Raw genomic sequence first — 8,780 nt, 5'->3', positions numbered from 1 at the left:
CGGAGAGGTTTGGAATGAAGCTTGACGACCTGTTCTCCTCCCTGTCGGCCGAAGCGGCCGCTGTGACGGAAAATGCCGATGCGGAAGACGCCGCGCCTTATCCCTTCCTGTCCATGTCCCGGCGTCTGGAGAACCTCGCCGCGGCGCATCCCGAGCGCCGGGCCGTTGTCGATGATGAGGGCTTTTTTACCTATGCGGAGCTGGAGCGGCGGTCTCGCGCCATTGCGGCGTTCATCCTGCGCCAGGCTTTTGCGCCGGAGACGCCCGTGGCCGTGCTGACCGGACGTAACCGCCGGCACTTGGCGGCCGCTCTGGGCGTCTGGCGCGCCGGAGCCGTGTACGTGCCGCTGGATCCGGCGCTGCCCGGTCCGCGCCTGCGCCGGATGCTGGATGACTGCGCGGCCCCGCTGCTGATCGCGGACGCCGTCCATGCCGGTCGGGCGGAACGGCTTTCTTTCGTCTGCCCCGGTCTGCGCCTGCTGCTCTGTCCCGATTTGCCCCGTTTTGAAGATGCCGTGGAGCGCGCCGGCGACCTCATGGCCCTGGAATTGTGGGAGCATGTGACGCGGAGCGCGCCGGACGGCAGTTGGAAAAGCTTTTTTACCGGACGGCCCATCGCCGGGGAAGCTCTGGCGGGCATGGCCCGCAACGTCCGCGCCAAGGCGGCCGAAGTCCTGACCCCCGGGGCTCGCGTGCTGGACGTGGGCGGCGGCTCGGGTGCGGTGGCCCGCGTCCTTTTGGAGAACTGCGCTGCCTACACGGCTGTGGAACTGTCGGACAACGAACTGGAACGGGTGCGCGTGCTGGGCGCGGAGCGCGGCGTCGCGGTCAGAACCCATTCCATGGAAGCGCTGGACATCGGCATTCTGGAGCCCGGTTTCGACCTGATCGTGCTGAACAGCGTGGTGGAAAATTTCCCCGGCTGCAACTATTTGCGGAGGGTGCTGGATAAGGCGGCCGGGCTGCTTCGCGAGGGTGGAATCCTGTTGGTCGGCATGGTCTGGGACAGCGGCCGCCGGGATGCCCTGGGCGAAGCCTTGCGCGCCCATGCCGTTGCCACGGGCGACAGCGCCGGGCTGACGCGTTTTGAAGAAGGGCGGGAACTCTTTGTGCCGCGCGGCGTTTTTGAGGCCTGGGCCGCCGGACGCGCGGACGTGTCGCTTTCCTTTTCCGCTCCGGCCTGCGGCCTGGCGGAACTGGACGCCTACCGCTATGACGTGGTGATCCGCAAGAGTCGGGGGCAGGCGCGCAAGACCGCTCCCAGGCGCCTTTTCGGCGCGGCGGACCTGACGACTGAGGAGGCCTGCGCGCTGCCGGACGTTACGCCGCGCACGGCGGCGTACATCATGTATACCAGTGGTTCCACGGGCAGGCCAAAAGGGGTGGTGGCGGAGCACGGCGGTCTGATGAACCTGATGGACAACCTGCTGGAGCGGGTCTACGCCCCTCTGCGGGACGACGGCCCGCAGGGCGCGGCGCAACTGGCGTCGTTTTCCTTTGACGCCTCGCTTCAGGGCTGGGCCGCGTTGTGCGCGGGGGGCACGCTTTTCCCCGTGGCCGACGAACTGCGGCGCGACCCGCGGGGCCTGCACAATTTTCTGCAACGCCGGGGCATCGCCCTCTGCGACGGCACACCGAGCCTGTTTGGTCTGCTGCTGGACCATTGGGAACGCCATGCCCGGCATCCCGGCGTGAAGGCCTGGCTTTTGGGCGGGGAAAGCCTGCGTCTCGACCATCTGTCCCGCCTGTATGGCCTGCCCGGGCAGGAGCGGACCCGCGTCCACAACGCGTACGGACCCACGGAGTGCTGCGTGGACGCCACGTTGCAGACCTTTACGTCCGCCTCCTGGCGGGAGCACGTTTCACCCCCCATCGGCGTGCCGCTGAAAGGCGTGAAAGCCGGCATCCGCGACGGCGCGGGACGGCCGGTGCCGGACGGCATCCCCGGTGAACTGTGGCTGGGCGGGGCCGGGGTGTGCCGTGGCTATCTGCACGCGCCTGAAAGCACGGCGGCCCGTTTTGTGGAACGCGACGGAGAGCGCTGGTATCGCAGCGGGGATATCGTGTGCCGCCGCAACGGCTTGTTTTTTCATCTTTCCCGCGAGGACGGGCAGGTGAAGAGCGGCGGCTACCGCGTGGAAACGGCTGAGGTGGAAGCCGCACTGGCGGCTTGCCCCCTGGTGCGACAGGTCGTGGTGACGGCGGGGGATTTTTCCGGCAACGACGTGATGACCCTGGCGGCCTATGTCGTCCCCGCCGCAAGGCCGGACGGACGTGAGGGCACGGCGCCGGACGCGGCCACGCTGCGCGGCTATCTGGCCAACCATCTGCCCGCCTATGCCATCCCCGCATTTTTTATTCCCATGGCTTCCCTGCCCATGACCCCCAGCGGCAAGGTGGACCGCAAAAGCCTGCCCTCGCCGGTCACGACAAAAGGCGCGGGCGCGCGGGGCAGAGCGCCGGAAGGCCCCACGGAAACGGCGCTGGCCGGGCTGTGGTCCGACTTGCTGGGCCGGGTCGTGACGGACGCCGAGGCGGACTTCTTCGCCCTCGGCGGGCACAGCGTTCTGGGGGTGCGCCTCGCCTCGCTTATTGAGGCACAGTTCGGGCGGCGTCTGCCGCTTTCCGCCCTGTTTTCCCACGCCACCGTCGCGGCGCAGGCCGGGCTGTTGGAAAGCCCGGAAGACGCTGAAAGCGGTGAGGCCCGGATTCTGCCGCTCTGCCCGGAAGATAACGGCCGGGGAATGCCCTTGTTCCTCTTCCATCCCGCAGGGGGCAGCGCTTATTGCTACAGGGCGCTGGCGGAGCGGCTCGGCGCGGAATTTCCGGTCCTGGCGGTGGAACCGCCGTCGCTGCTGGCCCGCTGGCCCGCCATGCTCAGTGTGGAGGAAATGGCCGTCAATTACGCGCGCGGCATCACGCGCGCGTTGGCGGACATGGCGGACGGACGGCACTATCTTCTGGGCGGCTGGAGTTTCGGCGGCATGCTGGCCTTTGAGACGGCGCGGTTGCTGCGCGGCAGAGGGTTGCCCGAACGGGGCATGGTGATTCTTGACACCCTGATGCATACCGACGACAGGGCCAGCCTGCTGCGGCTGGACGAGGCGGACTTCCTGCTCGACCTTTTTGGCCGGGGGCTTTCAGTAACGCCGGAAACCTTTCGGGCCATGTCCACGGCGGAGCGCATCGCCTTTCTCCTGCGGGAAGGCCGGGAAAGCGGGCGCCTGCCGTCCGGATTCGACGAAGCCCGCATGCGCGCGTTGTTACGGACGTTTCAGTATAATGCCCTGGCCGCGGCGCGTTATGTTCCTTCAGCCATGGACGGGCGCGCCCTGTTGTTGCGCGCGCGCCGATTGGACGGCCAAACCGCTGCGGATGTCGACCCCTGGCTGGGCTGGCGGGACTGCCTCAGGGGAGGCGTCGATCTGCACTGGGTGCCCGGTTCCCACGAAAGCATGCTGCAGGCGCAGAATGTCGGCAACGTGGCGGAGGCTATTCGCGAATACTGCCGGGGTTTGGCATGAACGCGCGCCGGGCTTTTGTCTGCGGCGGGCAGGGTGCGCGTCTGTCCGGCCTGGGCGCGGAACTGCTGGCCCGCAGCCCGGAACTCGTACGGCAGGCGGACGCCTTTTCCGCGGCGGCCGGACGGGACATCCGCGCCCTGCTGCACGATACGGTGGAACCGGGGGATACGCTTTCCGCGCACTTGGCCCTGGTGAGTTTCGCTCTGCTGGCCCATGCGGCGGAAAGCAAAAAGTACGGGGAAAACACGGCGGTCTCCTCGTTCCGTCTGCTTGCCGGACATAGCCTGGGCGAAATTTCGGCTCTGGCCTGCGCGGGAGCTTTATCCCCGGAAGACGCGTTGCGCCTCGCCGCCGCTCGGGGACAGGCCCTGGCCAGGGCCTGCGCCCGAGGGAAGGGCGGCATGCTGGCGCTTCTCGGGAAGCCCATTGCGGAAATGCAGGACTTGGTGCACTCTTTTATTGAAGATAAAAGTGCAACCGATGTCTGGATCGCCAATTATAATTCGCCGCTGCAACTTGTGCTTTCAGGAGAGGACAAGGCTCTTGCCGCCTGCGCGCCGTATATGGAAAAAGCGGGACTGCGCGCGGTGACGCTGCCCACGGCGGGGGCGTTTCACTCCCCGTATATGGCCGGCGCGGCGGAAGAAGTTTTCGCGTTCGCCAGTCGGCTCGACTGGCAAGAGCCTCGCGGCGTCTGCCTCTCGTCCATGACGGGCAGGGCGCTCACCGGCCGGGGCTTCGCCGCGCATTGCGCCTTGCAGATCGTCAGTCCGGTACGCTGGCTGGAAGTGATGAAAGGCATGCGGCGCGCCGGAATCACGGAGATCGTCGAGGCCGGTTCCGGCGGGACGTTGGGGCGTTTTTTCCGGAGTGTTCCGCAATGGCGGGTGCGGACCCTGCTGTGCGGTGCGGCCTAATATAGCCGAAAAGGGGGATGCGATGAGGCCTGTGCGTCACCTATGGTGTATACTCTGCTGCGCCCTGTCTCTGTGCGTGGCGTCGGTATCGTGCGCGGCGGCGCGCCCCTCGGCGGAGACAATCGCGCCGCTGCTGGACGATTTTCTGCAACGCACCCATACGCCGGGTGTGGTGGCGGCCCTGTCGTTCCCGGACATGGAGCGCCCGCTGGTGGTGGCGCGCGGCCTGGCCGGTGTGGAAAACACCGTGCCGCTGCGCCTGGACGCGGTGTTCCGCTACGGCTCTATCACTAAAGTATTCACTGCCATGCACGTCAAACAGTGCATGGAGACCGGAAAGCTCTCGCCGGAAACAGACATCCGCCCTTTTTTCCCTGAACTGAAGCTTGCCGGGCCGATCACCGTGTTTCAACTCATGACGCACACGTCCGGCCTGCCTGAACTTCTGGAACAGCCTGAAGTGGTCGCCAATCCCGCCAAAGCCTGGACCCCGGCGGAACTGCTCGCCGTCATCGGCGGCAAAGCGCTGCTGTTCGAGCCCGGGACGCAACAGAAATACAACAATACAGGATACTTTTTGCTTGGGCAGTTGCTGGAGAAGGTCGATGTTCCGGCAAAAGCATGGCTGGAGCGTCAGCGCGAGGAGTTGGGGATGCCGTCCCTGCAAGTGGAGGATGACAACTCAATCGTGCCGCTCAGGGCGACCGGCTATTCCCTCACGAAGGAAGGAACCCTGTGCCTGCCCATGTTTTCCAGCACCACGTTAGCTTCCGGATCAGGCGATCTGGGGGGCAATGCCCTGGATCTGCTCCGTCTTCCCCAATTTCTCAAGCGCTACGGCCTGCTGCCCGAAAAAGCCGAACCCCTGCGTCTCAAGGACGGCACACCCGCCGTCACGCGGGTGGAGTACGGGGGACTCTCCTACAATTTGGACATGCTGGAGGGCATCAATCTGTACGATATGGGCAATGGAAGATTTTTTTTCGGCAAGGACGGCATGATTCCGGGCTACGCGTCTCAGTTTGTCTATGATCCGGAAACGGGCGCGGCCGCGGTCCTGCTGCTGAATCAGGAAAACGCCTGCTTTGAGGCCTTCAAGCTGGCCCTGGGTCTGCTGGATGTGGAACGCGCCGTGCAAAGGCGGCGGAATTGATGCCGGAAGAAACACTGTTGTTTTGTCTTCCCCACGCCGGAGGAAGCGCGGGATTTTACCTGCCGCTGGCGGAACATCTGCCGCGCTGGCTGCGTCTTGTGCCTGTGGAACTGCCGGGCAGGGGCAGGCGCTCCATTGAGCCGCCGTGCGGCGATTTTGAGCAGCTGGCTGAGGACGTCGCCGCGCGGATACGCGGTGGGCTGGAGCGGTCCGGGCAGCCGCGCTACGCCGTGTTCGGGCACAGTTTGGGGGCCATACTGGCTTTTTACGAAGCGCGGAAGCTGAAAGCGCATCCCCCGTTCCATGTTTTTCTTTCCTCGCCGCCGATATTTCATCCCCGTGGGACGGAACAAGGGGAGGAGACGCGTTGCTGTCACAATTTGCCGCGCGAAAAATTTCTGGTCATGCTGCGCGAAATGGGCGGTCTCACGGATGAGGTGATGAACTCGCCCGCCTTGATTGAGTATGCGGAACCCGTGATCCGGGCGGACTTTGCCGCGTTGGAAACATGGTTTCCCCCCTTATGGCCGCCGCTCGACCTGCCGTTCACGCTTTTCAGCGGCGAGGCGGAAAACCGCCCGTTGAGCCACTGGGCCGCCAGAACGACAGGCACATTCGCGTCGTACCGTTTCCCCGGGGGACATTTTTATCTGACCGCGCACTGGGAAAAACTCGCCGCTCTTATCGTCCGGGCATGCGGGACTCTGCATCAGGGTGCAGCGGCCGCCGCCCGGATGCGGAATTGAGGTCTATGGTGCTGTACGTTTTTCTGGAGCCCGCCCGGCTGGGCGAAGATTTCTGGCGGCGCGCCCTGCCCGCGCTTTCGGCGGACAGGCAACAAAAAGTGCTGCGTTTCCGTTTTGCGCGCGACAGGGTTCTGTCCGCCGTGGCGTATCTTTTATTGCGTCTGGGGTTGGGACGTGAATACGGCATGAGCGGATGCCCGGAATGCGTTTTCGGCCCGTACGGCAAGCCATCGCTACGGAACGGCAAAGCGGGTTTTTCCCTGAGTCACTGCCATCAGGCCGTTGTCTGCGCCCTGGACAGGGGGGAAGTGGGCGCGGATGTGGAACATTGGACTTCCTTTGCGCCGGAGCGCCTGGATACGGGCATGCTCGAACGCATTTTCGCACCCGAGGAATTGAAGGCCGTTCAGGCCGCTTCCAACGGGCCGCAAGCGGCCTGCGCCTTATGGACGGCCAAGGAGAGCGTGTGCAAATATACCGGAGAGGGACTGCGGGACGATCTGCCTCTAGTGCTGCGCCGGACCGACGTGCGGGTGGATACCTACGGCTTTGGCGGCCGGGGGGTGTGTGCCGCTGTTTGCCGCCGCGCGCGGGCCGGGCTTGCGCCTTTGTCGCGCCAGGTTGTCACTGCCGGTGCATTGCGGGATTTTTTGCGGCAATGCCTGAACGGGACCAAGGGAGGGAAAACAGGAGCATGAGGAACAGCTTTGTATGGTTGGCTCTCTGCGTCATGGCGCTTGTGGCCGTATATGGACCGGCGCGGGCGGACAACTTTTTTCTGATTCAGGATGCGTCCGATATGAGCGAGTTGTTCAGGGAGGTGAATGCCACGCCTCCCTCCAATGCCTCTGTTGAAGAGAATTCCGCTATAATTCGCGAACGCGTCGCCTGCTTCGCACGGAATTTCAGTTACGTGAAGCGCGCCAAAATATGCATGGACACGTATCAGCGCGATATTGTCGCCACGGCGCGGGCCAATGTCAGCGGGCGGCCTGAAATCGGCCCGTTCGTCAAGAATATCGAGTACTGTCCCGTGATGTACAATTTATGCGAAGGACAGGTTGATGCGCAACATCGCACGAGTCCCGGCTTTTGCATCAGATTTGAACGGCAATGCATTGATTATATGCTGGATAAATTCTGGAGAGGCGTTCCTTTGTATGACAACCTGCAGCTCAGGATTGAATGATGCGTGTTAAAGACATCGTCGCAGCCTGCTGGACCAGAACTCGTCTCTATCTGATGGCGGCCGGCCTGTTATGCACACTCTTTGTCCTTTATTTCTGGAATGATATCGTCGTGACCATTCATTCCGGCGAATTGGGGGTCAAGTACAGCAGGTTCTGGGGCGGTACAGATCTGAGCGAGACCTATCCTGAAGGCATATATTTTATATGGCCTTTCGACATCATGTACGTCTATGACGCGCGCATCCTCGAACATACGGAAACGTTCGTCATGCTGACATATACCGGCCTTCCCGTGACGGTCAGCGTTTCGTGCCAATACCAGGTCGACCGTGAGCGCCTGCCTCAACTGCATCAGTTGGTCGGCCCACGCTACAAGGAGAAGATTATTCTGCCCATGATGAACACCGTGGCCCGCCAGGTATTCGGCACGTATGCCGTGGGAGCGTTGTATTCCACGGCCCGACAGGAACTTGAAGACGTGATGATGGTCAAGGCCGTGGCGGCCATCGGGCGATTGCCTCTCGCCATTCACAATTTCAACATCAGGAATATTGTCCTGCCCAAGGAAGTCGAAGCGGCGATCGTCGACAAAATGGTCGCCGCGCAACGCTACAAGCGCTATGCGTACATTCTGCTGACAGAGGGCGAAGAAGCCAAGCGCAAACATATTGAGGCCATCGGCATCAAAAATTTCCAGGAGATCGTCAACGCGGGCATGACCGAGAATTATCTGCGTTACCAGGGTATTATGGCCACGCGTGAACTTGCGGGCTCGAACAATGCCAAGCTCGTCATTTCCGGCGGCGGCAGGGACGGGCTGCCCGTTATCCTCAATACGCAAGATATGCCCGCCGCACCCGCGCAGAACGCAACACCCGCGCGGCCCGCCAAGCCCGGTGAAGAGCGGCGGAGCGAATCGTCCACGCCCCAGGCAGCGCCGGTTCAGGCGGTCCCCGAGAAGGAGGATGACCGCTTTTCGGCGCTCATCAATTCCATCAACAAAATCCTGACATGGCCTATCACTCCCCCTCCCACACAGAATCAATCCAACCTAGCAGGGAGAGATAATTGATGTTATTTCTGATAGTGATTGTTATTTTGAGCGCACTGGTGATCGGTTTTTTGGGCCGGCGGCACAGATTCGGCTTCTGGGGGTATTTTTTTGCCACCCTGCTGCTCACGCCGTTGGTCGGCCTGCTCATGCTCATCGCCGCGAGCGGCAGCAAGGTGGACGCGCGCTGACCCGCGCG

The 8,780-nt window shown here is 63.2% G+C and carries 8 protein-coding genes; all 8 read left to right on the top strand.

Annotated elements, in window-relative coordinates; all coding sequences use genetic code 11:
• Positions 1-14 precede the first annotated feature (14 nt).
• From KH208_RS02555 to KH208_RS02520, 8 genes are read left to right on the top strand one after another with little or no spacing between them, the layout of a single operon-like run.
• Positions 15-3,524, top strand: a complete 3,510-nt coding sequence (locus KH208_RS02555) for an AMP-binding protein (RefSeq protein ID WP_291433562.1) — start codon at positions 15-17, stop codon at positions 3,522-3,524.
• Positions 3,521-4,441: an ACP S-malonyltransferase gene (locus KH208_RS02550; RefSeq protein ID WP_291433560.1), complete on the top strand. Its 921-nt coding sequence runs from the start codon at positions 3,521-3,523 to the stop codon at positions 4,439-4,441. Before KH208_RS02555 ends, KH208_RS02550 begins: the two co-directional genes overlap by 4 nt.
• Positions 4,442-4,472: 31 nt before the next feature.
• The gene (locus KH208_RS02545) at positions 4,473-5,594 is read left to right on the top strand and encodes a serine hydrolase (protein ID WP_291433558.1); all 1,122 of its coding nucleotides are present in this window, start codon (positions 4,473-4,475) and stop codon (positions 5,592-5,594) included.
• Positions 5,594-6,340, top strand: a complete 747-nt coding sequence (locus KH208_RS02540; protein WP_291433556.1) for an alpha/beta fold hydrolase — start codon at positions 5,594-5,596, stop codon at positions 6,338-6,340. Before KH208_RS02545 ends, KH208_RS02540 begins: the two co-directional genes overlap by 1 nt.
• A gap of 5 nt (positions 6,341-6,345) precedes the next feature.
• A complete protein-coding gene (locus tag KH208_RS02535; RefSeq protein WP_291433554.1) occupies positions 6,346-7,038 on the top strand; it encodes a 4'-phosphopantetheinyl transferase superfamily protein in 693 nt (230 codons plus the stop codon).
• Positions 7,035-7,529 (top strand): hypothetical protein, encoded by a 495-nt coding sequence (locus tag KH208_RS02530; protein ID WP_291433552.1) that lies wholly within the window; start codon positions 7,035-7,037, stop codon positions 7,527-7,529. The genes KH208_RS02535 and KH208_RS02530 overlap by 4 nt, the downstream gene beginning before the upstream one ends.
• Positions 7,529-8,602 carry a prohibitin family protein gene (locus tag KH208_RS02525; RefSeq protein ID WP_291433550.1) on the top strand — a complete coding sequence of 358 codons (1,074 nt, stop codon included), beginning with the start codon at positions 7,529-7,531 and terminating at the stop codon, positions 8,600-8,602. Before KH208_RS02530 ends, KH208_RS02525 begins: the two co-directional genes overlap by 1 nt.
• Complete coding sequence (locus KH208_RS02520; protein WP_291433548.1) at positions 8,602-8,772, top strand: hypothetical protein; 171 nt, start codon at positions 8,602-8,604, stop codon at positions 8,770-8,772. Before KH208_RS02525 ends, KH208_RS02520 begins: the two co-directional genes overlap by 1 nt.
• Positions 8,773-8,780: the final 8 nt, after the last annotated feature.

The sequence above is a fragment of the Desulfovibrio sp. genome (genome assembly GCF_018379785.1).
Lineage (GTDB): Bacteria > Desulfobacterota > Desulfovibrionia > Desulfovibrionales > Desulfovibrionaceae > Desulfovibrio.
The sequence above is the reverse complement of the archived record's forward strand: the minus strand, read 5'-3'. Positions and strand labels throughout refer to the sequence as shown.